The organism is Sphingopyxis sp. 550B (assembly GCF_057401805.1).
In genome coordinates, this window is sequence record NZ_CM171610.1 from 1853263 (window position 1) to 1877177 (window position 23915).

Consider the following 23915-nt stretch of genomic DNA (forward strand, 5'->3'; position numbering starts at 1 on the left):
ACTTATTGTGCAATAAATAATGAAGGAGAGGAAGATGCTGCCCCTCGAAGGCATCACGGTAATCGATCTGACCAGCGTTGTCGCGGGACCGCTCGCGACGCAGATCATGGCGCAGCAGGGTGCGCGCGTGTGGAAGATCGAACCGCCCGAGGGCGACCGGGCGCGCCTGCTGGGCGCGATCGCGGCGCCGGGGTTCAGTTCGGCGCACGTCGCGCTCAACGCAGGAAAACAATCGATCGCGCTCGACCTTGCCCGCACCGAGGGCCGCGCTCTGCTCTGCCGCCTCGTTCCGCATGCCGACCTGCTGATACACAATTTCCGGCCGGGGGTGATGGAACGGCTGGGGCTGGGCATCGCGGCACTGCACGCGCTCCGCCCCGATCTGGTGATCGCGCGGATCAGCGGTTTCGGGCAAGATGGGCCGATGTGCGGCACCCGCGCCTATGACCCGATCATCCAGGCCGAATCGGGGATGGTGAGCTGGGACGACAGCGGCGAGCCGACGCTGGCGCCGCAGTGGATCTGCGACAAGACGGCGGGTCTCTATGCCGCGCAAGCTGCGACCGCGGCGCTCGTCGCGCGCGGGCGCAGCGGCGAGGGGACGGTGGTCGATATCTCGATGCTCGAAGCGGCGGTCGCTTATGGCTGGATCGACCTGCACGGGGCCGAAGTCTTTCCCGACGCGCCGTCGCGGATGCCGAACATCGCCGCGGTCTATCGTCCCTGGGCGACGGCGGACGGATGGATCGTCGTCGTCATGCTGTCGCAATCGGAGTTCGAAGGCTGGGCGCGGGCGATCGGCGCACCCGAGCTGCTGTCCGATCCGCGCTATGCCGACATGGCGACGCGTTTCCTCAACTGGGACGATCTGCGCGCCTTTTCGGCCCCGCGCGTCGCGGCGATGACGACGGCCGAGGCGGTCGAGCGGTTGGCCGAGGCGGGGGTGCCGTGCGGCGTCGCCAACCGCTCGGCGGCGCTGCCGGGGCATGCGCAGCTCGCCCACGACGATTTCGTCGCGCTGACCGACCATCCGCAGGCGGGACCGGTGCGCCGCGCCCGCGCGGTCGCACGCTTCGACGGCGCGCGGGCGGGGACCGATGCCCATGCGCCGCGGGTCGGCGAACATGGCCACGCCATCCTCGCCGCCGCCGGCCTCGACCCCGCCGAAATCGCCGCTGCGCTCGCCATGGGCGCGATCCATGTTCCCCGGGAGATTTGACCATGCGTTTCGAAACCCTGTCCTATGCGACCGACAACCGGGTCGCGACGATCACGCTCGACCGTCCCGACCATTTCAACGCGATCGCGCACGGCATGCCGCGCGAGATCCGCGCCGCGGTCGAGAAGGCGGAGGCCGACCCCGACGTCCATGTCATCGTCGTGCGCGGCGCGGGGCCGGGCTTTTGCGGCGGCTATGATCTCAAGCATTATGCCGAGCGCAAGGGAGAAATCAGCGGGTCGCAGGACATGCCGTGGGATCCGACGCTCGATTTCCAGATGATGTGGCGCAACACGCAGGATTTCATGGCGCTGTGGCGCGCGACCAAGCCGACGATCGCCCGCGTCCACGGCGCCGCGGTCGCGGGCGGATCGGACATCGCGCTGTGCTGCGACTTCCTGATCATGGCGGAGGATGCGCGCATCGGCTATCCGCCCGCGCGCGTCTGGGGCGTGCCGACGCCTGCGATGTGGGTCTATCGGCTGGGGCCGCAGATGGCGAAGCGGATGATGATGACCGGCGACCTGATCGACGGACGCGAGGCGGCGCGCATCGGCCTGGCGCTGGAGGCGGTGCCCGAGGTGGAACTCGACGATGCGGTCGAGCGGCTGGTGGGGCGGCTGCGCGGCGTGCCCCGCAACCAGTTGATGATGACGAAGACGGTCGTCAATCAGGCCTATGACAATATGGGCCTCAACAACACGCAGATGTTCGCGACGCTGTTCGACGGCGTTTCGCGCCATTCGCCAGAGGGTATATGGTTCCGCGAGCGCGCGCAGGAAGTCGGCTTCAAGCAGGCGGTGGCCGAGCGCGACAGCGGCGATCCGATCGCGAGCCAGGTGTCGAAGCGCCTGCCGGCCGAAGATTGAGGAGACAGACGATGACCGCCATCCGCCCGATCGACCGGCTCGACACGCACGAGGTGTTCAACCAGCCGCCGCCGCTCGAAAACACGAACCTGTTCACCGGCGATCGGGCGCTCGTCGATGCGGTGACGCAGGCGGGGGCGGCGGGCCATGCCGAACGGCTGGCGGCGCTGGGGCAGCGCTGCGGCTCGGCCGAGGTGATCGAATGGGGCGTCGAGGCGAACCGGCAGGTGCCGGTGCTCGAAACGTTCGACCGCTATGGCCACCGCGTCGATGAAGTGCGTTTCCATCCCGCCTATCACGAACTGATGCGGCTGGGGCTCGACAGCGGCTTCGCGTCGGCCGCGTGGGACGGCAGCGCGCACGGACATGCGCTGCATTCGGCGATCCTCTTCCTGACCGGGCAGGCCGATTCGGGGACGAGCTGTCCGATGACGATGACCTATGCCGCGGTGCCCGCGCTGCGCGCCGAACCGGCGGTCGCCGATGTCTGGGTGCCGCGCATCGCCGCCGGTCGCTATGACCCGGCGGTCCGCCCCGCCGCCGAAAAGGCGGGGGTGACGATCGGCATGGCGATGACCGAGAAGCAGGGCGGCAGCGACGTGCGCGCCAACACGACGCGCGCCGAGCCGACGGGTGAGGAGGGCTGGTACAGCCTCACGGGGCACAAATGGTTCTGTTCGGCGCCGATGTGCGATGCCTTCCTGACGCTCGCCTATGCCGGGGGCGGGCTGACCTGCTTCCTCGTGCCGCGCTGGCTGCCCGACGGGACGCGCAACGCGGGTTTTCGCGTCATGCGGCTCAAGGACAAGATGGGCGACCGGTCGAACGCCTCGTCCGAAATCGAATATCATGGCGCGCTGGCGCAGCGGCTGGGGCCCGAAGGGCGCGGGGTGGCGACGATCATCCAGATGGTCCAGCACACGCGGCTCGACTGCGTCGTCGGATCGGCGCAGCAGATGCGCGGCGCGCTCGCGCAGGCGTTGTGGCACACCGCGAACCGCTCGGCCTTCCAGCGCCGCCTGATCGACCAGCCGGCGATGGCGGCGGTGCTTGCCGACCTGGCGGTCGAAAGCGAGGCGGCGACCGCGCTCGGCTTCCGGCTGGCGCAGGCTTTCGATGCGGACGATCCCCTCGCGCGGCTGCTGACCCCCGTCGCCAAATATTGGGTGTGCAAGCGCGCGCCCGGCCTCGTCTATGAAGCGATGGAGGCGCATGGCGGCGCCGGCTATATCGAGGCGGGGCCGATGCCGCGCCTGTTCCGCCAGTCGCCGCTCAACGCGATCTGGGAAGGGTCGGGCAACGTCATCGCGCTCGACCTGCTGCGCGCCATCGCGCGCGAACCCGACGGGGTCGAGGCATTGCACGCCTTTCTGGCGGCGCAGCGCGGGCACGACGGCGCCTATGATCGCTGGATCGACGCGATCGACCTGCGCGCCGCGCACGAAGGCACCGCGCGGCTGCTGATCGAGCGGCTCGCGCTCGCGGCGCAGGCGGCGGTGCTGATCGGCCAGGGCAACCCGCTCGCGGAGGCTTTCTGCCGCCTGCGGCTGATCCCGCGTGGCAGCGCCTATGGCGCCTTCGATGCCGCGATCGACACGCGTATGATCGTCGACCGCGCGATGCCCGCGACATGACGGTCCGCGTCACGAACGACGGCGCGGTGCGCACCGTCACCATCGACCGGCCCGCGTGCCGCAACGCGGTCGACCCGGCGACCGCCGACGCGTTGCGCGCCGCATTCGCCGATTTCGAGGCCGACGAAGGCAGCGCGGTCGCGGTGCTGACCGGGGCGGGCGGCCATTTCTGCGCCGGTTTCGACCTGAAGGCGGTGGGGCAGGGCGAACGCCGCTACGAGCCCGAGGGCGACGGGCCGATGGGGCCGACGCGGATGCTGCTGTCGAAGCCGGTGATTGCCGCGGTCGAGGGCTATGCGGTCGCGGGCGGGCTCGAACTCGCGCTGTGGTGCGATCTGCGCGTCGCCGCCGAAAGTGCGACCTTCGGCGTCTTCTGCCGCCGCTGGGGCGTGCCGCTGATCGATGGCGGCACGGTGCGCCTGCCGCGCGTCGTCGGGCAGGGGCGGGCGCTCGACATGATCCTGACCGGACGGCCGGTCGCAGCGGACGAGGCGCTGGCGATGGGGCTGGCCAGCCGCGTCGTGCCGGACGGCACCGCGCTGGCGGCCGCGCAGGCGCTGGCGGCGGAGATCGCGCGCTTTCCGGCGCTGTGCATGCGCACCGACCGGGCGTCGGCCTATCGCCAATGGGACTTCGACCTGGCCGAGGCGCTGCGGTTCGAGGGGCGCGAGGGCGAAAAGCCGCTGCGCGCCGAGGCGAAGGCCGGCGCCGGCCGCTTCGCCGATGGTGCCGGGCGCGGCGGCCGGTTCGAGTAGCCCCGGACGCGTCTTTCCCGTTTCCGCCGTCCCTGTGCTATGGAGCACAGCGGCGACGGGCCGGAATCCCGCATATGGCTCCGTCGAAAGCCGCGAAATGGGGAGAGGAAGATGACAGCGAATGATGGCAAGCCGGCGCTCGTCGCGCGCGTGAGGGGCATTCTTCTGCGTCCGGCGGAGGAATGGGCGAAGATCGATACGGAGGCGGACACGATCGGCGACATCTATCGCCGCCATGTCTTGCCGCTCGCGGCGATTCCCGCCGTCGCCCACTTCATCGGGTCGACCGTCTTCGGCTATTCGGCGATGGGCTTCACCTTTCGGCCGTCAGTCGGCGCGGCGCTCGGCACCGCGCTCGTCCAATATGGCGCGGCGCTGGTCGGCGTGTTCGTGCTGGCGCTGATCATCGACGCCCTCGCGCCGACCTTCGACGCGACGCCCAATCGCGTGCAGGCGTTCAAGGTCGCCGCCTATTCGGCAACCGCGAGTTGGGTGGCCGGAATCTTCGGCCTCGTCCCGGCGCTCGCCGTGCTGATGCTGCTCGGCCTCTACAGCCTGTATCTGCTCTACCTCGGGCTGCCAAAGCTGATGCGGGCGCCGGAAGCGAAGGCGCTGGGCTATACCGCCGTCGTCATCATCGCCGCGATCGTGGTCGCGCTGCTGCTCAGCCTCATCATGGCGCCGGTTTCCGGCCTGTTCAGCGGGCGGCTGTAGGGGGTCTCGCACGGGGACTGTTGCTTTTCGGCCACTATCGGACGGAAAAGCCAAGGTTTTTCTTTCTCCGCGTTGACGGTGTCCGGCGGCGCGCTAGGGCCACTGGCACCCCCGGAGCATCCCCTCCTCAGGCCCCTGTGGGCTGCGCTTCGCGGGTCGGAGAGAGAATCATGACCTTGCGCAACATGCTGCTGGGCGCCACGATGCTGTGCGCCGCAGCGACCCCCGCCATCGCCTTCGCCCAGAACACGGGTGCCAGCGATAATGATTACGGCAATGAGATCATCGTCACCGCGAGCAAGCGGTCGCAGACGCTGCAGGATACGCCGATCGCCGTGTCGGTGGCCTCGGCGGCCGACATCGAGAATTCGCAGATCCGCGACCTCATCGACCTGCAATCGGCGGTGCCCAGCCTGCGCGTGGCGCAGCTTCAGTCGAGCGCCAACACCAATTTCATCATCCGCGGTTTCGGCAACGGCGCCAACAACCCCGGCATCGAGCCGTCGGTCGGCGTCTTCATCGACGGTGTCTATCGCTCGCGTTCGGCGGCGCAGATCGGCGACCTGCCCAACCTCGAACGCGTTGAGGTGCTGCGCGGTCCGCAATCGACGCTGTTCGGCAAGAACGCCTCGGCGGGCGTCATCAGCATCGTCACGCAAAAGCCGCAATATGATTTCGGCGGCTCGGTCGAGGCGACCTACGGCAATTACGACGCGATCACGGTGAAGGGCAATGTCACCGGCCCGATCAGCGAAAATGTCGCCTTCTCGCTCGGCGGCAATTTCAACCGCCGCGACGGCTATGCGCAGGATCTGCGGCTGGGCAAGGACGTCAACGACCGCAACCGCTGGGGCGTGCGCGGGCAGTTGCTGTTCGAACCGACCGACGCGCTGTCGATCCGCCTGATCGGCGATTACGACAAGATCGACGAGAATTGCTGCATCGCGGCGAACGTCATCGCCGGGCCGACGGTCGCGATCACCGACCTGCTGGCGGGCGGGACGAGCGTCGATGCCGCCAATCCCTTTTCCTATCGCGTCTACAATAATTTCCTGTCGTCGAACGAGATCGAGAATTACGGCGGATCGGCGCAGATCGACTATGATCTCGGCGCGCTCGCACTGACCTCGATCACCGCCTATCGCGAGGTGCGCGCCGACACCAATCAGGATTCGGATTTCTCGGGCGCCGACCTGATCGGGCAGAAATCGGACGATACCGCGATCAACACGTTCACTCAGGAACTGCGGCTGACGTCGGACTTCGACGGGCCGGTCAACTTTCTGATCGGCGGCTATTATTTCCACGAGAAGATTCGGCAGCACAGTCAGATCTATTTCGGCGACGACTTCCGTCCCTATGGCAACGCGCTGATCCAGGCGGCCAGCGGCGGGCTGCTGGACGTTCCGACGCTCGAGGCCGCGCTGGGTGCGCCGAACGATTCCTTCTTCCACGCCGGCGACGGCATGGATGAACGTTACCGGATGAAGAACACCGCCTGGTCGATCTTCGGCACGCTCGATTTCGGGATCAGCGACCGGCTGACGCTGACGCTCGGCGGCAACTATACGAAGGACAAGAAGCGCTTCACGACCGACGTCACCAGCACCGACGTCTTTTCGGGGATCGACCTCGACGCGGCCGCCTATACGCCGTTCCGTGAATTCGTGCTCGTCAGCAGTGGGGTGGATCCGGCGACCGCCGCTTTCCTCGCGGCGAATCCGACGCTGACCCTGCCCGATGGCAGCAGCGCGAACCCCCTCGCAGGCCTCAAGGATTTCCAGTTCCTGCCGCCTTTCCTCGACGTTCCGAACAGCGTCGAGCCGGGCCGGGTCAGCGATGGCGATTTTTCGTGGAGCGCGCGTCTGTCCTATGAATTGACCGATACGGTCAACGTCTATGCGACCTATGCGACCGGCTTCAAGGCTGCCTCGGTCAACCTGTCGCGCGACAGCCGCCCGCTGGCGGCGGACCTGCCCGCGATCGTCGCGGGCGGCCTCGCGACGCCGAACCTGGTGGCGGGCACGCGCTTCGCGGCGCCCGAGGAATCGGAAGTCTATGAGGCGGGGCTGAAGGCCAACTGGTCGGTCGCGGCGCTGAACCTCGCGGTGTTCAAGCAGTCGATCAAGGGGTTCCAGTCGAACGTCTTCACCGGCACCGGCTTCGCGCTCGCCAACGCCGGCAAGCAGTCGACCTTCGGGATCGAGTTCGACGGATCGGTGCGGCCGGTTCGCGGACTCAACCTGAACCTCGCCGTCACCTATCTCGACGCCAAATACGACAGCTTCGTCGCCTCGGCGTTCGGCGACCTGTCGGGCATGAAGCCCGCGGGCATCCCCGACCTGTCGGTGTCGGCGGGCGGCACCTACACCCACGAATTCGCGGGCGGGACGCGGGCGATCGCGCATGTCGACTATCAGTATGAAAGCCCGACGCAGATCGTCGACGGCCTCGCCGCCCTGCCGGCGAGCGTCGCGCAGAATCTGAAGCGCGAGGTCAACCAGCTCAACGCGTCCTTCATCGTCGCGCTGACCAACGGCCTCGAACTCGGCGTGTGGGGCCGCAACCTGACCAATGCGCGCTATCTGACGACGATCTTCAACGCCGTCGCGCAGTCGGGCAGCGTCTCGGGCTATCCCAGCCAGCCGCGGACCTATGGCGTGACCGCGCGCTTCAAATTCTGACCGGAAGGCGGGCGTTCGCGTCCGCCCTTCGACGACGGACAAAAGAAACCCCGGCCTCTCGTTCGAGAGGCCGGGGCTTTTTGTTCGCCTATTCGGGCTGGTTAGAACCGCACGCCCGCCGCGATGCCGTAGCGCCGCGGTTCGAGGGTGAAGATGTTGGTGTAGTTGCCCGACGACTGATCGGTGATGTAGAGGCCGGTGACGCTATTCACGTCGAAGACGTTCTGGATGAACCCCTTCACGAACCATTTGTCCTCGGCTCCGTTCAGCTGAAGCTGCGCGTTGACCTGGGCATAGCCTTTGATCTTGTTGACGTTGCCGTTGAAGATGCTGCCATAGCTGTCGCCGGTGTAGGCGAGGTCGAAGCGCGGGACGAGCGTCATGTCGCTGTCGCCGAGGTGCGCGGTATATTGCACGCCAGCGCTGAACTTGTAGTTCGGCGCCTGCGGCAGCTTGTTGCCCTTCAGGTTCACATTGACGCCGGCCGAATGATATTCGATCCCGCCGAACGCCGCCGGGTCGAGACCGGCCCCCGCGAAGGCGCCGCTGGCAGCGGCGCCAAGCACGCCGCAAATGCCGAACGCACCGGTCGAAGCAATGCCGCCGTCTGCCGGGAAGGTGGTCGTTCCTTGCAAGCCAGCGCCGGCGGCGAGGCCGGGGACGAGGCCGGCGTTGATGACGTTGTTCACCGTGTTGACGAAGGCGTTGACACCGGTGACGTTGCCCGAAGTCGACGAAACCGCGCAGTTCGCACCGTTGGTGATGTCCTTGATGATGACGGCATCGGCCCGGCCGCCGCCGAAATCGCGCGGGTTGCTGGTGAGCTTGTCTTCGGTCACCTTCGTATGCAGGTAGCTGAAGCCGAGGTTGATCAGCCAGTTCGGGTCGGGCCGCACCATGCCTTCGATTTCGAAGCCGTAGATGTCGGCGCTGACGTTGTCGTTGACCGCGGTACGGGCGACGATCTTGCTGAGCTGGAGATCCTTGTACTTGTAGTAGAAGGCGGTGGCATTGAGCTGCAGTGCGCCGTTGCCGAAGCTGTTCTTCGACCCGATTTCGAACGCGTCGACCTGTTCGGGCTTGAACGATTCGGGCACCGCGAAGACCGGCTGCAGCGGCGGGTTGATGCCGCCCGATTTATAGCCCCGCGAATAGGAGGCATAGATCAGATTGTCCTCGGTGATCTTGAAGTCGATCACCGCGCGGCCAGTCAGCTTGTTATAGGAGACGCTGCGGCTCTGATAGGCTTCGCATCCCGGTTTCGATCCGACCGCGCCCACCGGAGTAGCGGGGGTGCCATCCATGAAAGCCGTGCTGCCATCGGGCAACGTCTGGGTACAGGGCGTCGCGCTGTCGCCATCGAAAAGGGCGCCATAGGGTGTGTCGAACAGATCGCCGGCAAAGCTGTGGGGTGCGAAGATATTGCCGTTCGAACTGGCGAGCAGCGACCGTGCGCGGACGCTCTTCTTGTCGTTGTTGTAGCGCAGGCCGAGGGTCAGTTTCAGCCGATCGCTGAACTCGACATAGGCTTCCCCGAAAAGACCGTAGGATTTGATCTTCAAATCATCCGTGTTGTTGCGGAAGAAGGGCTGACCCAGCACCGACGGCGGCAATCCCGCCTTAAAGGACGAGAACGCTCCCAGCACACCCGCGAGATAATCGATCGGGAAGGCGTTCACATAATAGCTGTTCTCGGTCAGGTGATAATCGGCATAGATGCCGCCGAGCAGGAAGTTGAACGGACCATCAAGGTCGCTGGACAGGATGGCTTCCCCCGACCAACTGCTGTTATACTGGTTCGATCGATCGAATTGCAGCGACTGATCGCTGCAGATGCCGTTGCCGCCAAACACGCCGCGTCCCGTATCGTCGGACTGCGAAGTGCAAAGAACGCCGTTTGGACCGTTCGGAATCAGGGCTGCGGCTACGGGCGCGAAATAGGCTGCAGAGCCAGGAACAAACGCCGGAGCAGGCGCCGGCAGGCCGGTCGGAATACCGTTGGCGGCAAAGAAAGCCAACGTGTTCAAGGCCCCCGCATAGAGTGAGCGGTCGCCGATATTGCTGTTGTAATCCTGCTGCGCCTCGAGCTTGACCTTCTGATACTGGCCGGACACCTGCAAGGCGACCGGGCCGAAATTATGTTCGATCTGGCCCTGGAGGATCAGTTCGCTGGTGAAATAGGACGGCGTGAAGGCCGTCTTTACCTCGCGCGGGTCGCTCGAAATCGACGTATTGCCATAGACGTTGGGGCCGTAAATGCTGCCAAGCGCGAAGGCGGCCGGAATGCCCTGCGTTGCCAGGAATTCCTTTGACGTCAGTGCGGCGGTGAAGGTCGCATTGCCGTTGAACGGCGACGCGTCGAGCCGGTTGTTCAGACAGCCGAGGATGCCCGTCGGGTCATATTGGCAAAGCTGCTTCTGGATGCGCGTGCGCTGGTCGCGCTCGTGGAAATACGACCCCATCAGGTCGATCGTGGTGTCGGACGACGGCTCCCAGCGCAGCGAGCCGCGGACAGAGTAGAGGTCGCGGTCGTCGATGCGGGTATTGAGGAAGGTGTTCTTGGTGTAGCCGTCGCGGTTGAGGTAGATGCCCGCGACGCGGATGCCCGCGGTGTCGCCAAGGGGGATGTTGACCATCGCCTTGCCCTTGATCGAGTCATAATTGCCATATTCGGCTTCGGCCGACGCCTGGAACACGCCGAGCTTCGGCTTGGCGGTGATCACGTTGACCACGCCCGATGTCGCGTTGCGGCCGAACAGCGTGCCCTGCGGCCCGCGCAGCACCTCGACGCGTTCGAGGTCGAAGAATTCGGTTTCGAACAGGCGGGTGGAAAACAGCGGGTCGCCGTTCAGGTGGATCGCGGTCGCGCTGTCGCAGGTCGTGCCGACGCACAGGTCGCCGATGCCGCGGATGGTGAAGCTTGCGCCGGTGAAGTTCGTCTTGGTGAAGGTGACGTTCGGCAGCGTGAGTTGAAGGTCCGACGGCGTCTTGATCTGCTGCGCCTCGAGCGCTTCCGACGAGAAGGCGCTGACCGCGATCGGCACGTCCTGCAGGCGTTCGGACTGGCGCTGCGCGGTGACGACGATCTCGCCGCCGAACGCGTCGGTCGTGGAACCGCTCTGCGCATAGGCCGGTGTCGCCACCGTCATGGCCAGGATGGACGTTCCGATCAGTGCGTTGAACTTCATTTATATCCTCCCATTTTCGATCCCGCGGTTGCGGGTCGCCCAAATCTGATTTGTGGTTGGGGAAGGGACGCCGATCAGGCATACGAACGGGCACCGGACCCGTCCGATCCGACGCCAGAGCAGTTGCTGCTCGCCAGCGATGCTGGTCATCGTCCTCTCCCACCGGCGTCGGGGAAAACGCCGGCCTCTCCGGATTACGGTCCGCTCAAGCGAACTCTGTAATGGTCCAAAGGTGCGCTTAGTTGACGAAAGCGTCAAGCCACTTGTGCGGGAGAAAAAATCGCAGGAAAGCGCGCTCCTCGGCTCCTTCCGAAAAGCCACGATTCCCCAACGTAAACTTGTCCCGGGGTGGGAATTTCTTCGCGCCATGGGCTTGCGCAAAGCCATTTGGGGGGCGACATGTGCGACATGATAGCAACAGTGAAAGAGGGGCGATGACCGAGGTGGAACTGGGGCCGGACGGCAAGATTCTCGTGCCCGGTCCCGTGCAGGACGCGATCCGCACGCTGATCGAATGGGCGGGCGACGACCCGTCGCGCGAGGGTTTGCTCGACACGCCGAAGCGCGTCGCGCGGGCGTGGAAGGAATATTGCCAGGGCTATGCCGAGGACCCGGGCCTCCACCTGTCGCGCACCTTCGAGGAGGTCGGCGGCTATGACGAGATCGTGCTGCTGCGCGATATTCCGTTTCAGTCGCACTGCGAGCATCATATGGCGCCGATCACCGGCAAGGCGTCGATCGCCTATCTGCCGAAGGATCGCGTCGTCGGCATCTCGAAACTGGCGCGCGTCTTGAACGGCTATGCCCGCCGGCTCCAGGTGCAGGAGCGGCTGACGGCCGAGGTCGCGCGGTGCATCTGGGACCATCTCCAGCCGCACGGCGTCGCGGTGGTCATCGATGCGCAGCACGGCTGCATGACCGGCCGCGGCGTGCGCACGCCGGGCGTCGGCATGGTGACGAGCCGCTTGCTCGGCTGCTTCCTCGACGACGAGCGTAGCCGCAAGGAAGTACTGAGCCTGATGGGCTATTAGCGAAAATATTGCCCTTGGCGAGAGCTGGAGCGACGTTAAGAAAAGAGCCCCGGAACATTGTGTTCCGGGGCTCTTTTGTTTCTCGCGAGAGGAATGGAGAAGCGTTTACGCCTCTTCGCCCTCGTCGGCCGCAGGCGCGTCTTCCGCAACCGCTTCCGACAGCGGGGTCGCGTCCTCGAACTCGTCCTCGCTGTCGGGTTCCAGCGCCGCGGCGACCGCTTCGGCATGTTCTTCCTCGAACATGGCCGCGATCACGTCGATGCCCTGGCTCTGCATTTCGGCCTCGTCGGGCGAGCGGGCGACGTTGACGCCGACGGTGACGCTCACCTCGGGATGCAGCCGGACCTTGACGTCGAACAGGCCGAGCGACTTGATCGGGCGTTCGAGCTCAACCATCGCCTTGGTGATGTTGGTCACGCCGTCCTCGACCAGCGCGTCGACGATGTCGCGCACCGACACCGAGCCGTAGAGCTGGCCGGTGTTCGACGCCTGGCGGATCAGCACGACCTGCTTGCCGTCGACATCCTTGGCGCGGCCTTCAGCGGCGCTGCGGCGTTCGGCGTTGTCAGCCTCGATCTTCGAGCGGTTCGCTTCGAACAGCTTGCGGTTGGTGTCGTTCGCGCGCAGCGCCTTGTGGTTGGGCAGCAGATAGTTGCGCGCAAAGCCGTTCTTGACGGTGACGACGTCGCCGATACCGCCCAGTTTCTCGATACGTTCGAGCAGGATGATTTCCATCGGTCCGCCCTCCTTACTTCACGATGTAGGGAAGCAGGCCGATGTGGCGGGCGCGCTTGATCGCGCGGGCCAGCTCACGCTGCTTCTTGGTGGACACCGCGGTGATCCGCGACGGGACGATCTTGCCGCGCTCCGACAGGTAACCCTGGAGCAGGCGGACGTCCTTGTAATCGATGACCGGTGCGTCCTTCTGGCTGAAGGGGCAGGTCTTGCGGCGACGGAAAAAGGGTCGTGCCATGGTGCTTCTCCTTATTCTTCGCCGTCGCGGTCACGGCCACGGCCGCCGCGGCGTTCCTGCTTGCGCATCATCACCGACGGACCCTTTTCGAGCTCGTCGACGCGGATCGTCATCCAGCGGATGATATCTTCGTTGATCGCCGCCTGGCGCTCGATCTCGGCGACGGCTTCGCCCGGCGCTTCGACCGACACCATTGCGTAATGACCCTTGCGGTTCTTCGCGATCTTGTAGGCGAGCTGCTTCAGGCCCCAGGTTTCGGTCTTGTGGATCGTGCCCTTGTGGTCGGTGACGATCGTGGCGACATTTTCCGCCAGCGCATCGACCTGAGCCTGGCTCAGGTCCTGACGCGCGATGAATACATGCTCGTAGAACGGCATGGTTGCGCTTCCTTCATTTGGCCGATCGCTGATTTCGCGCCGATCGCGAAACCCCTCCGGCTGTCGTCCGGCTTTGCCTGTTCGTGCAAAGCAAACGGGGCGACAGGCACAAGGCCTCGCCCCGAATGCGGGCGCCTATACAGATTTCGGCGGGATAAGCAAGGGATCGCGTTGTCCGGTAGCGCATCGGTTCGAATGTCCCCCCGCCCCGCTTCTTGCAGGGATCATGCGTTCCGGGGGCACGCGCCAGTCGTGGCGGGCATGCGGAGCGTCTTAATGGATCAGGCGTCGGGTTCTTGCGAGCGAGAGGAAAATGCAAGGACCAATGCCGTAATGACGCCGATGATTATCGCGATCCATGCACCCGTCATAGCCACATCTGCTGCTTTGCCGCCCGGTATACAAGGTTGACATAAAGGCTGGAGCGCCAAAATTCAAGCCGAGGTCGGCCTTTGTCCCTTGCCCATTTGCGCGGAGGTCAGGTCAACTTCGCAAGTATTTCGTACCCGAATTCGGTCAGCGTGTCGTCGCGCGCGCCGAAGATCAGGATGCGGTCACCGGGCTTCGCCGCGTCGAGCATCGCCGCGCCGCACGCCGCGCGCGTCGTCAGGTGGACCGCGTCGCCGCCGCCGGCGACGATGTCGGCGACCAGCGCCTCGCTACCGATGCTGCGGTCGACGGTGCCGCCGAAATAGACCGGATCGCAGACGAACAGCCGGTCGCCGTCGCGCATCCCGCCCGCAAAGCTCGCCGCCAGTTCCTGGCCCATCTGGCGGAGCGGACCATAGCCGTGCGGCTGGAAGAAGAGCAGCGCGCGGCCCGGCAGTTCGGCGACCGCCGCCAGCGTCGCGGCCACCTTGTCGGGATTGTGCGCGAAATCGTCGATGACGGTGACGCCGCCCGCCTGGCCGAGCACCTCGTAGCGGCGCGCGAGGCCCGCGAAATCGGCCAACGCCGCGACCGACTGCGCCACCGGGATATTGAGCGCGCGCGCCGCCGCGATCGCGGCGAGGGCGTTGGCGGCATTGTGGCGTCCCGGCATCAACAGGCGCGCGGCGTGGCTGTCGCCCGCGAATTGCACGGTGAAGCGGCAGCCGTCGGGCAGCGGCTCGAAATCGCTGCCGCGCACCGCCGCCGCGTCGGAAAAGCCGAAGCGCAGGACGTTGCCGCCGGCGAGCAGTGGCGCCGATTCGGCGTCGTCGGCGTTGATCACCGCGACACGTGCCTTGGCGGCGAAATTGCCGAAGAGTCGATGCAACTCGTCGAGGCTCTTGTGGTCGAGGCTGATGTTGGTGACGACCGCGACGTCGGGGCGATAGAGCGCGATCGACCCGTCGCTTTCGTCGACCTCGCTGACATAGGTCGCCGGATCGCCGACCAGCGCGCTGGCGAAGGGGGTGTCGGCGCCGGCGAAATTGCGCATCACCGCGCCGTTCATCACGGTCGGCCTGCGCCCGGCGCTCTCCAGGATCCAGCCGATCATCCCGGTGACGGTCGATTTTCCGCTCGTTCCGCCGACGCCGACCGCCGTGTCGGCGGCGTTGAACAGCGCGGCGTTGAGGTCGGCGCGCGCCAGCCGCGGCAGGCCGAGCGCGCGCGCGGCCGCGACGTCGGGCACGCTGTCCTCGACCGCGGCGGAGGCGACGAGTGTCTGGCCCGCTGCGACGCCGCTACCGTCCTGCGGGAACAGCGCGACGCCGCGGCCGGCGATCCAGTCGAACTTGTCGGGGGTGCGCCCCTGGTCGCGGCTGCGGTCCGACCCGGAAACCGCGGCTCCGCGCGCCGCGACGATCATCGCCAGCGGCAGCATCCCCGATCCGCCGATGCCGCAGAAGAAATAGGATTTGTTTTCGACCATGCCCGCGCGTTATGGCCTTGGAGACGGGTTTGCAACCGGCACTCAGCGCGAAATCCGTTCGTGTCGAGCGAAGTCGAGACACCCATCGGGACAGCGCAGAGCCGAGGGGCATCTCGACTTCGCTCGATGCGAACGGATTTGGGAGGTGCTTCTAGTCATGCGCATCGGAATCGTCGCCCCCTCGACCCCCATCTTGCCCGACGATGCAGAGGCGGTGCGGGCGATCGCGGCGCTCGGCTATCCCGAGGTCGAGCTGGTCTTCGACCCGCAATGCTTCGTCAGCCACGGCCATTTCGCGGGCGCCGACGCGGTGCGGCGCGAGGCGCTGGTCGCGATGGCGAACCGTCCCGATATCGACGCGGTCTGGTTTGCGCGCGGCGGCTACGGCGCATGCCGGATCGCCGAAGACGCCGTCGCCGCGATGGGGGAGGGCGCGCGGCACAAGGCGTTCCTCGGCTATTCGGATCAGGGCAATCTGCTCGCCTGCCTCTATCGCGAGGGGTTCGACCATGTCGCGCACGGCCCGATGGTCGCCGATGTCCGCCGCGCGGACGGCGAGGCGGCGGTGGCGCGTGCGCTCGACTGGCTGGTCGCGCGCGATCCCGCCGCATGCGAGCCGGGCCTCGCCCACGGTGCGCGCCATGCCGCCTTCAACCTGATGACGCTGTCGATGCTGCTCGGAACCCCGCTCGAACCCGATCTCGGCGGTCATGTGCTGCTCGTCGAGGAGGTGAGCGAATATCTCTATGCCTTCGACCGCGCCTTCTTCCATGTCGCAAGCTGCCTGGCGCCGCGCGAGCTGGCCGGGCTGCGCCTCGGCCGCGTCAGCGACGTGCCCGTGAACGACCGGCCGTTCGGGATGGAGGCGGAGGCGATCGCGCGGGACTGGTGTGCGCGCACCGGCATCGCCTGGCTCGGCCGCGCCGACATCGGGCACGACGCGGCGAACAAGGTCGTTCCCTTCGGCTTGCATCGCGCCGGGTGAGGCAATAGTCGCGGGTGCGACACATCACACCAAGGGGACGCCAGATGCGCGCATTCATCTTTCCGGGTCAGGGCAGCCAGTCGGTCGGCATGGGCAGGGCGCTCGCCGATGCATCGAGCCACGCGCGCGAGGTGTTTCAGGAGGTGGACGAGGCGCTCGGCCAGCATCTGTTCCGGCTGATGAGCGAGGGGCCGGAAGACGAGCTAACGCTGACCGAAAACGCGCAGCCGGCGATCATGGCGAACGCGATCGCGACGCTGCGGGTGCTCGAAAAGGAAGGCGGCGTGACGCTGACGGCGATCGCGGACTATGTAGCGGGCCACAGCCTCGGCGAATATACGGCGCTGTGCGCGGCGGGGGCGTTCGACCTCGCGACCGCGGCGCGGCTGCTGAAGACGCGCGGTCAGGCGATGCAGGCGGCGGTGCCGGTCGGCGTGGGCGCGATGGCGGCGCTGCTCGGCGCCGACATCGACACCGCGCAGAAACTCGCCGACGCGGCGGCCGAGGGCGAGGTCTGCACCGTCGCCAACGACAACGACCCGTCGCAGGTCGTGATCTCTGGCCACAAGGGCGCGGTCGAGCGCGCGGTCGCGCTGGTCAAGGAAGCCGGACAATCCTGGGGCATCAAACGCGGCGTGCTGCTGCCCGTCTCGGCTCCCTTTCATTGCCCGCTGATGCAGCCCGCGGCCGATGCGATGGCCGAGGCGCTCGGCGCGAATCCGCCCGCCGCGCCACTGGTCCCGGTGGTCGCCAACGTCACCGCGGCGCCGGTCAGCGACGCCGACACGATTCGCGACCTGCTTGTCAGCCAGGTGACGGACCGCGTCCGCTGGCGCGAGAGCGTCCGCGCGATGGAGGACATCGGCGTCGACCGCTTCGTCGAAATCGGCGGCAAGGTGCTGTCGCCGATGGTCAAGCGCAGCGCTGGCGGCGAGGTGGAGACGGTAAGCGTGATGTCGATGGACGATATTGAAGCGCTGCTGAAGGCTTTTTAGGATTCACGCGGAGACGCGGAGATTGCAGGGAAAATGGCTCGACCAGATCGCAGGAAGTCGATGTCCGGCCGCCCGGCCCAGGTATAAAGGAATGACACGATGTTCGATCTTACCGGCATGACCGCCCTCGTTACCGGCGCTTCGGGGGGCATCGGCTCCGCGATCGCGCAGGCGCTTGCCGCGCAGGGCGCGCGGCTTGCGGTTTCGGGTTCCAATGCCGACAAGCTGAATGGCTTCCGCGACAGCCTTGGCGGCGATGCGGTCGCCTTGCCGTGCAATCTCGGCGATGCCGCCGCGGTGGACGCGCTCGTGCCTTCGGCGGTCGAGGCGCTGGGCGGGACGCTCGATATTCTCGTCAACAATGCCGGCGTCACGCGCGACAATCTGATCCTGCGCATGAAGGACGAGGAATGGTCGGACGTCATCCGCATCAACCTTGAGGCCAATTTCCGCCTGTGCCGTGCCGCCGCCAAGCCGATGATGAAAGCGCGTTTCGGCCGCATCGTCTCGATCACCAGCGTCGTCGGCGCGACGGGCAATCCGGGGCAGGCCAATTATGCCGCGTCGAAGGCGGGCGTCACCGGCATGACCAAGGCGCTGGCGCAGGAACTGGCGAGCCGCGGTGTCACCGTGAACTGCGTCGCACCGGGCTTCATCGCCACCGCGATGACCGACGGCCTGCCCGACGCGCAGAAGGAAGCACTCAACCAGCGTATCCCGGCGGGCCGGATGGGCGAGGGAAGCGACATCGCCGCCGCCGTCGTCTACCTCGCGTCGCGCGAGGCGGGCTACGTCACCGGCCAGACGATCCACGTCAACGGCGGCATGGCGATGCTGTCCTGATTCATTTGCCGCCCCTGCCTTTGCAGGGGCGGCATATCACGGCATGTTGGCGATCGCTCTCGTCGCCCTCGTCATTCGACCATGCAGTCGATGAAGCGCGGCCCTAGAATTTATAGCCGACGGTTACGCCATAGGTGGCCGGATCCCCGAATCCCGAGAAAGCCCCATCCCCGACAGGAACGGTCTTCGTTCTGTAGAGCTTGTCGGTGATATTGCGGCCGAACAGCGTAAAGGACCAGTTGTTGAGCGTATAGGTGATACGCCCGTTCAAGATGCCGTAAGCCGGCTCTTCCGCGGTCGGGGTGTTCTCGATGAAGAAGAACATCGAGCTTTGGTAAACATAGTCGGCGTTGAAGGAGATCTCCGAATTCTCACCGACGCTTTTGACATAGGAGCCGGAGATCGTGAATGCATTCTTCGGCGCCTTGCCGAGCCGGTTTCCGGACAGGTCCGTCCCGTCGGTTCCGATGATGAATTTCTTCACCTCCGTATCGAGATACGCGTAATTCCCTGACAGCGTCAGCCCGGGGACCGGCTTGGCCAGCACCTCGAGCTCTATGCCCTTGACGACGGCGTCGGAGGCATTGGTCAGGATGCGAAGCGCCGAAGACTGGTCGCCGGGAATGGTCAGGATGCGATTGCTGACCTGAAGATCCTGATAGTCCATATAGAAGCCCGCCAGATTGATCTGCAGGCGATTGTCGAACCATCGCGTCTTGGTGCCGATTTCATAGTTCCAGGCGATTTCCGGAAAGAACGCGCGCGTGGCCGCGGCCGCAGTGGGAGCCAGCCCCTGGAAGCCCCCCGACTTGAACCCCTTCGACACCGTTGCGTAGATCAGGGCGTCCTCGCTTGGCGAGAAATCGATCGTGACCTTTGGCGTAAAGGCATTGAAGTTCTTCTGCACCGAAACGTCGAACGCCGAAATTCCGGGCGTGAGGCCGTTGGTCGCGGTCCCGCCCGACTCGTCGGTCAGGATGTTGTGCAGCCGCTTGTCGTCGTGCGTGTAGCGAACGCCCGCCGTCAGGTTCAACCGGTCGGTGAGCTTGTACGTGCCCTGCGCAAAGCCGGAAATGCTCGTGGTCCTTGCGTCCTGATTCCATAGCGGCCGGGATGTCTGCCCCTTGAAATCGCGATCATAGCCTTCGAGCCGGTGGACATCGTCCCTGAGGAAATAGAGGCCCACGACCCACGTCAGGGGCCCGCTGTCGGGAAGCGAGGCCATGCGGAGTTCCTGCGAGAAGAAATCCGATTTTTCCCGCGCCGACAGATAGGAAAGGAAATAGCCCGCCGGCAGACCGATCGAATCCTGCGCGCTGTCCGACAGCACGTGGCGATAGCCGGTGATCGAGGTCAGGATGCCCACGTCCGTCGTCAAATCGGCGCGTGCCGACAGGCCCCACAGATCAACCTCCGCATAACCCCGGCGCGACGTTTCGACGGTCCACGGGTCGGGAAGCGGGGTATAGCCGAGTGTATTCCTGGTGTAGTTCCCGACTTCGAACGGTTTCGCCGAAACGCCGTCCTGGCGAAAGCGTGAGACATCGCCCGACAGCAGGATTTCCAGATTGTCGCTGGCCGTGATCGCGATCTTGGAGCGCAGGTTGGTGGAATTTATCCCGTCGGTATCCTTGCCGGTCGGAGCATAGGTGTAGAATCCGTCGCGCGAGCGTGTCGTGAAGGAGAGGCTGGCAGCGACGCCTTCGGCAAGCTTTCCGTTCACGCGGGCTTTCGCCTGTCGCAGATCATAGTTGCCGAGGGTTACCTCGGCCGCCGCCGAGAATCGCTCGGTCGGTTTCTTGGTGACGATGTTGATCGCGCCGCCGACGACGTTGCGGCCGCTCAGCGTGCCTTGCGGTCCGCGCAGCATTTCGATGCGCTCGATATCGTAGAGTTCGAAAACGGTGCCCGAGCTGCGGCCGATATAGATGTCGTCGAGGAACACGACCACCGACCGGTCGCTCCCCGCCCCGCGCTCGTTCGACCCGATGCCGCGCATCGTAAACGTCGGATCCGCCGGACCCACGTTATCACTTTTGAAACTGGGGGCATAGGACGCCAGGTCATAGACGTCGTTCAGGCCGGCCTTGGCGATGGAATCGCCGCTCAGCGCATAGATGGAAATCGGGACGCTCTGCAGGTTTTCGCTGCGCTTCTGCGCGGTGACGACGATATCGTCGATCCCGCCATCCGTCGCGGCTTCCTGCTCCGCCGCCTGCGCGCCGGATGCGGCCAACAGAGTCGCCTGCAGGGCCAGGGCCGACAGTTCCACCTTATAATTCAACCGCATCGCTTCCTCCCTTTTGGAGGCCATTCCACGGCCTCTTCCACGCCGTGGATAGTGACAGCCGCTTTCTCCGTCAACAATTAATACCGGATTTATTTGTCGAGGTCGAATGTGGGTGCAAGGAGTGTGCGCTTCTTCATGCAGCGCTTATGCGGAGGATGCCTGCAGTAATGATGCATTGCAGCAATCCTTCCTTCCGTGCCCCAGAAGGTTCCGGCGCTGCTGCGCAATGATAATTGACTAATATTACCGGATATAATATCGAGGCAGGAGTGAATGATATCCGGGGAGGACGGGCAGATGATGCAATGGCGGAATTGGCGGGCGGGCCTCGTGACGATCGCGCTTCTGAGCGGCCATGCACCTGTCGCCGCTCAGCAACAACCCGGCTGGCGCGACGCGTTGATCGCCGATATCGAGGCCTTGCGATCAGTGGACGACGCGAACGCGCTGCAGATCGGGCGCTGGGCGGAAATCGGATATCAGGAGCACAGGAGCTCCGCGCTTCTTCAGGAGCGTCTGGCAAAAGCGGGCTTCAAGATCACCACGCCTGTTGCCGGGATGCCGACGGCCTTTGTCGCCTCATATGGCGAAGGCAAACCCGTCATCGGCATCTTGGCGGAATTCGATGCCTTGCCCGGACTGTCGCAGGCGGGCGTTCCCATCAAGCAGGCGATCGACGGGCAGGCCGCCGGTCACGCCTGCGGGCATAATCTGTTGGGAGCAGGTGCGGTCCTGGCCGCCGTTGCAGTTCGAAACTGGCTGGCGGCGAACAAGGGGCGGGGCACGATCCGCGTATACGGAACGCCCGCCGAGGAGGGCGGCGGCGGCAAGACATATCTGGTCCGCGACCGCGTGCTCGACGACGTGGATGTCATGATGAACTGGCATCCCGACAGCTACAATGCCGCCGTCACCAAATCGAATCTGGCGATGATCACCGGCAAATTCCGTTTTCACGGTTACGCGACACACGCGTCCGCTGCGCCCGAAAGGGGGCGGTCGGCGCTCGACGGGGTCGAGGCGATGAATGTGATGGCCAACATGATGCGCGAACATATCGGTGAAAAGTCGCGTATCCACTATGCCATAACCCGGACGAACCCGGCCCCGAATATCGTGCCCGATTTCGCGGAGGTCTATTATTTCGTGCGCGACCCCGACGCGCAGGAAGCGCAAAGGCTTTGGGATCGTATCGTCAAGGCGTCGGAGGGCGCCGCCCTCGGCACCGGCACGACCGTAGACCACGAAGTGCTGACGGGTCATTACGGCTATCTGCCCAACACCAGGCTGTCGCAGATTTCTCATGACAATCTGCAGCGGGTGGGCGGGGTGATCTATGATGCGCAGGAAATGGCCTTTGCCCAAACGCTGATCCAGAGTTTCCAGCAGCCTGTACCGCAGATCGATCGGGCGCGGGAGATCCAGCCCGTCGAGTTGAATCCCACCGACATCTGGACGGGATCGTCGGACGTCGGCGACGTGTCGTGGACTGTGCCGACCAACTGGATCAGAACTGCGACCTATGTGCCCGGCACGTCGGGCCATTCATGGCAGGCCACCGCGGCCAGCAACATGTCCATCGGCTTGAAGGGCATGCATGTCGCCGCCAAGACGATGGCGCTGACGACGGTCGACCTGATGCTGTCCCCCGAACTTGTGGCCGAAGTGAAGGCCGAGTTCGTCGAGCGTCGCGGGACTGGGTATCGATATGTCTCGCTTGTCGGGGATCGCAATCCGCCGCTCGACTATATGAAGTGAACGAAGGGAATCGGTCCGTGGAAAGCCCGACCCTTCCGGTCGCGCGAACGACGCTGTTCGTGCCCGCCGATCGCCCCGATCGCTATGCAAAAGCCCTCGGCAGCGGTGCCGACATCGTTTGCGTGGATCTGGAAGACGCCGTCGCATGCGTGAACAAGGCGGCGGCGCGCGACGCAGTCGCAGGGTTTTTCACCATCGCCGCCAAGCCGGAGGTTCGTCGCGCCTTGCGGATCAACAGCCTTTCGACCCTCGACGGGTCGAGGGATATTCTGCACCTGGCAACCCACGCCGTGCGGCCGGATGTCATATTGCTGCCCAAGACATGTTGTTCCAACGACATCCGCGCGCTCGCCGCACTGATGGACGAGATCGACCTGCATTGCCCGATCATCGCGATTGTCGAGACGGCGGAAGGCCTGGAAAACGCATCCGAAATCGCGATGGCGCCGCATGTTGCCGCAATCTGCTTCGGATCGGCCGACTATTCCGCCGAAACGGGCAGCGGGATGCACTGGGACGCCCTGCATTATGCTCGCGGCCGGATTGTTCAGGCCGCCGCGCGCGCAGGCATCCTCGCACTCGATGGCGCATGGCTCGCCATCGCGGACATGGACGGCCTCGCCGAGGAAAGCCGCCGGCTCCCGGGGATGGGGTTCGACGGCAGGGTCGTCATCCACCCATCTCAGGTCGCTGCCGTTCACGAAGCCTTCCGGCCCGACGACCGCGATGTCGAACGCGCGAGGAAAATCGTCCTTGCCGCGGAAGGTCAGGGCGGGGCGGCCGTCAGCGTCGATGGCCACATGGTCGACCGCCCGGTCATCGCATGGGCCCGACGCTTGTTGGCGCGCGCATCACCCGGCGTCGGATGATCCGGAAGCGTCGTTGATGGGGCGCGGATAGACGATATGCTGCGCGAAGTTCAGCTTATCCAGCGGGTGGATGTTGACCGTCACTTCCAGCTGCTCGCCCTTTGCGCTGTAGAAGCGCGTTATGTAGCGCATGCCGATCGTGCCTTCGGGAACCTTCAGAACCTTCGCCGCCTTATCGCGAATGACGATGGCGCGCATCTCCTGACGAACTTCGACGATGCTCTCGTCGTATATTTCCTGAAACATTTTGAAGATGATGAGCGTGTTTTTATTAACGCGCTCGTAAATCTTGGGAAAGGCGCGGTTGATGAAAACCTGGGTATAGCCGACGACTTCCTCCGACGTGTTGCTCGACCGATATCCTTCGATATGCAGCCACTCCTGCGCGGATGGACACTGCAGCATCTCCGCCACATCCTTTCGCGCCACGATCAGATTCTTGTCGGTGATCTTCAGCTTGGCCATGTTGGAGTATTGCGTGATGGAATCGAACGCCTGGACGACATAGGGACTGGTCGTCGCCAGGGTCGCTTCCACTCGCGTGCCGCCGCGGCGGCGGATCGATATCACGCCTCCGTTCTTCAACTGCTCCAATGCCTTGCCGACGGTATGCTTGCCGACGCCGAACGCTTTCGCGAGCTCGGGAACCGGCGGCAGGAGCGACCCGACCGGATACAGCTCGCTGTCGATATCTTCGCGCAGCCATGATGCGATCTGCTGGTAAAGCGGCACGCCCTTCTGTGCAATTCGCTGGTTCGGTTTCTGAGCCATGATTTTCCAAGGTTTTGAGGGGCGCTTCCGGCCCCGTTGCGACCGCCCCATATCACAGGATTTACCCGAAGTTGAGCGCCTATGCGGCGGCCTATGGACGCT

19 protein-coding genes are annotated in these 23915 nt (G+C 65.1%); 12 read left to right on the forward strand and 7 right to left on the reverse strand.

Annotated features, from left to right (window positions below; all coding sequences use genetic code 11):
* Window positions 1-34: 34 nt before the first annotated feature.
* The 6 genes from AC2S9W_RS08665 (at window position 35) to AC2S9W_RS08690 (ending at window position 7875) form a co-directional block, all read left to right on the forward strand.
* On the forward strand, window positions 35-1219 hold the full coding sequence (locus tag AC2S9W_RS08665) for a CaiB/BaiF CoA transferase family protein (RefSeq protein WP_486571920.1): 1185 nt from the start codon (window positions 35-37) through the stop codon (window positions 1217-1219).
* Window positions 1220-1221: 2 nt separating this feature from the next.
* Complete coding sequence (locus AC2S9W_RS08670; RefSeq protein ID WP_486571921.1) at window positions 1222-2088, forward strand: crotonase/enoyl-CoA hydratase family protein; 867 nt, start codon at window positions 1222-1224, stop codon at window positions 2086-2088.
* Between the two features lie 11 nt (window positions 2089-2099).
* Window positions 2100-3722, forward strand: a complete 1623-nt coding sequence (locus tag AC2S9W_RS08675; protein WP_486571922.1) for an acyl-CoA dehydrogenase family protein — start codon at window positions 2100-2102, stop codon at window positions 3720-3722.
* Window positions 3719-4477 carry a crotonase/enoyl-CoA hydratase family protein gene (locus AC2S9W_RS08680; protein ID WP_486571923.1) on the forward strand — a complete coding sequence of 253 codons (759 nt, stop codon included), beginning with the start codon at window positions 3719-3721 and terminating at the stop codon, window positions 4475-4477. Before AC2S9W_RS08675 ends, AC2S9W_RS08680 begins: the two co-directional genes overlap by 4 nt.
* Before the next feature lie 111 nt (window positions 4478-4588).
* Complete coding sequence (locus AC2S9W_RS08685; RefSeq protein WP_067105622.1) at window positions 4589-5191, forward strand: Yip1 family protein; 603 nt, start codon at window positions 4589-4591, stop codon at window positions 5189-5191.
* A gap of 170 nt (window positions 5192-5361) precedes the next feature.
* A complete protein-coding gene (locus tag AC2S9W_RS08690) occupies window positions 5362-7875 on the forward strand; it encodes a TonB-dependent receptor (RefSeq protein WP_486571924.1) in 2514 nt (837 codons plus the stop codon).
* Window positions 7876-7976: 101 nt separating this feature from the next.
* On the opposite strand, the gene AC2S9W_RS08695 is transcribed toward AC2S9W_RS08690, so the two are convergent.
* Entirely contained in the window at window positions 7977-11063 is a 3087-nt protein-coding gene (locus tag AC2S9W_RS08695) for a TonB-dependent receptor (RefSeq protein ID WP_104959443.1), read from the reverse strand.
* A 434-nt stretch (window positions 11064-11497) separates the two neighbouring features.
* Here AC2S9W_RS08695 and folE point away from each other — a divergent pair, with 434 nt between their 5' ends.
* Window positions 11498-12094, forward strand: coding sequence for a GTP cyclohydrolase I FolE (gene folE, locus AC2S9W_RS08700; RefSeq protein ID WP_067105618.1), 597 nt, complete (start codon window positions 11498-11500; stop codon window positions 12092-12094).
* Between the two features lie 105 nt (window positions 12095-12199).
* Here folE and rplI read toward each other — a convergent pair whose 3' ends face one another.
* The 4 genes from rplI to AC2S9W_RS08720 form a co-directional block, all read right to left on the reverse strand.
* Window positions 12200-12829: a 50S ribosomal protein L9 gene (gene rplI, locus AC2S9W_RS08705; RefSeq protein ID WP_486571925.1), complete on the reverse strand. Its 630-nt coding sequence runs from the start codon at window positions 12827-12829 to the stop codon at window positions 12200-12202.
* Window positions 12830-12842: 13 nt separating this feature from the next.
* Window positions 12843-13067 (reverse strand): 30S ribosomal protein S18, encoded by a 225-nt coding sequence (gene rpsR / locus AC2S9W_RS08710; protein ID WP_033073748.1) that lies wholly within the window; start codon window positions 13065-13067, stop codon window positions 12843-12845.
* An 11-nt stretch (window positions 13068-13078) separates the two neighbouring features.
* Window positions 13079-13444 (reverse strand): 30S ribosomal protein S6, encoded by a 366-nt coding sequence (gene rpsF, locus AC2S9W_RS08715; RefSeq protein ID WP_067105615.1) that lies wholly within the window; start codon window positions 13442-13444, stop codon window positions 13079-13081.
* 478 nt (window positions 13445-13922) lie between these two features.
* Window positions 13923-15302 carry a Mur ligase family protein gene (locus AC2S9W_RS08720; RefSeq protein ID WP_486571926.1) on the reverse strand — a complete coding sequence of 460 codons (1380 nt, stop codon included), beginning with the start codon at window positions 15300-15302 and terminating at the stop codon, window positions 13923-13925.
* 157 nt (window positions 15303-15459) lie between these two features.
* Between AC2S9W_RS08720 and AC2S9W_RS08725 the strand changes: the two genes are divergently transcribed.
* The 3 genes from AC2S9W_RS08725 (at window position 15460) to fabG (ending at window position 18125) form a co-directional block, all read left to right on the forward strand.
* The gene (locus AC2S9W_RS08725; RefSeq protein WP_486571927.1) at window positions 15460-16287 is read left to right on the forward strand and encodes an LD-carboxypeptidase; all 828 of its coding nucleotides are present in this window, start codon (window positions 15460-15462) and stop codon (window positions 16285-16287) included.
* A gap of 44 nt (window positions 16288-16331) precedes the next feature.
* The gene (gene fabD, locus AC2S9W_RS08730) at window positions 16332-17282 is read left to right on the forward strand and encodes an ACP S-malonyltransferase (protein WP_486571928.1); all 951 of its coding nucleotides are present in this window, start codon (window positions 16332-16334) and stop codon (window positions 17280-17282) included.
* 99 nt (window positions 17283-17381) lie between these two features.
* A complete protein-coding gene (fabG, locus tag AC2S9W_RS08735; RefSeq protein ID WP_067182116.1) occupies window positions 17382-18125 on the forward strand; it encodes a 3-oxoacyl-[acyl-carrier-protein] reductase in 744 nt (247 codons plus the stop codon).
* A gap of 103 nt (window positions 18126-18228) precedes the next feature.
* Here fabG and AC2S9W_RS08740 read toward each other — a convergent pair whose 3' ends face one another.
* Window positions 18229-20415, reverse strand: coding sequence for a TonB-dependent receptor (locus tag AC2S9W_RS08740; protein WP_486571929.1), 2187 nt, complete (start codon window positions 20413-20415; stop codon window positions 18229-18231).
* 330 nt (window positions 20416-20745) lie between these two features.
* Between AC2S9W_RS08740 and AC2S9W_RS08745 the strand changes: the two genes are divergently transcribed.
* Together AC2S9W_RS08745 and AC2S9W_RS08750 are read left to right on the forward strand one after the other, a co-directional pair.
* Window positions 20746-22173 carry an amidohydrolase gene (locus AC2S9W_RS08745; protein ID WP_486571930.1) on the forward strand — a complete coding sequence of 476 codons (1428 nt, stop codon included), beginning with the start codon at window positions 20746-20748 and terminating at the stop codon, window positions 22171-22173.
* Between the two features lie 59 nt (window positions 22174-22232).
* Window positions 22233-23042: an HpcH/HpaI aldolase/citrate lyase family protein gene (locus AC2S9W_RS08750; RefSeq protein ID WP_486571931.1), complete on the forward strand. Its 810-nt coding sequence runs from the start codon at window positions 22233-22235 to the stop codon at window positions 23040-23042.
* Here AC2S9W_RS08750 and AC2S9W_RS08755 read toward each other — a convergent pair.
* Complete coding sequence (locus AC2S9W_RS08755; RefSeq protein ID WP_486571932.1) at window positions 23025-23813, reverse strand: GntR family transcriptional regulator; 789 nt, start codon at window positions 23811-23813, stop codon at window positions 23025-23027. The two genes, AC2S9W_RS08750 and AC2S9W_RS08755, sit on opposite strands and share 18 nt — an antisense overlap.
* Window positions 23814-23915 lie beyond the last annotated feature (102 nt).